Raw genomic sequence first — 320 nt, forward strand, 5'->3', positions numbered from 1 at the left:
ACGGGATTGTGACTCCCGTTGTCGTGGGTTCGATCCCCATCGTCCACCCCATATTTCGAAAGGCGCCAGATTTAACGGTCTGGCGCCTTTGTTTTAAAGCTTCAAGCCGCGGATGTGGTGGAATTGGTAGACACACTGGATTTAGGTTCCAGCGCCGCGAGGCGTAAGAGTTCGAGTCTCTTCATCCGCACCAAATAAAGCTTCATATGTGCCACTTGGCATGGTGGGGTTTAACGAAGAAGTTGTTTGGCTTCTTTGACACGCAATATGGTGGGCGTAGCTCAGTTGGTAGAGCACGGGATTGTGACTCCCGTTGTCGT

The 320-nt window shown here is 51.6% G+C and carries 1 tRNA gene; it reads left to right on the forward strand.

Annotated elements, in window-relative coordinates:
* Window positions 1-108 precede the first annotated feature (108 nt).
* Window positions 109-193: transfer RNA gene (locus ACW9JE_RS30945), tRNA-Leu, on the forward strand.
* Window positions 194-320 lie beyond the last annotated feature (127 nt).

The organism is Pseudomonas sp. SDO55104_S430 (assembly GCF_054070595.1).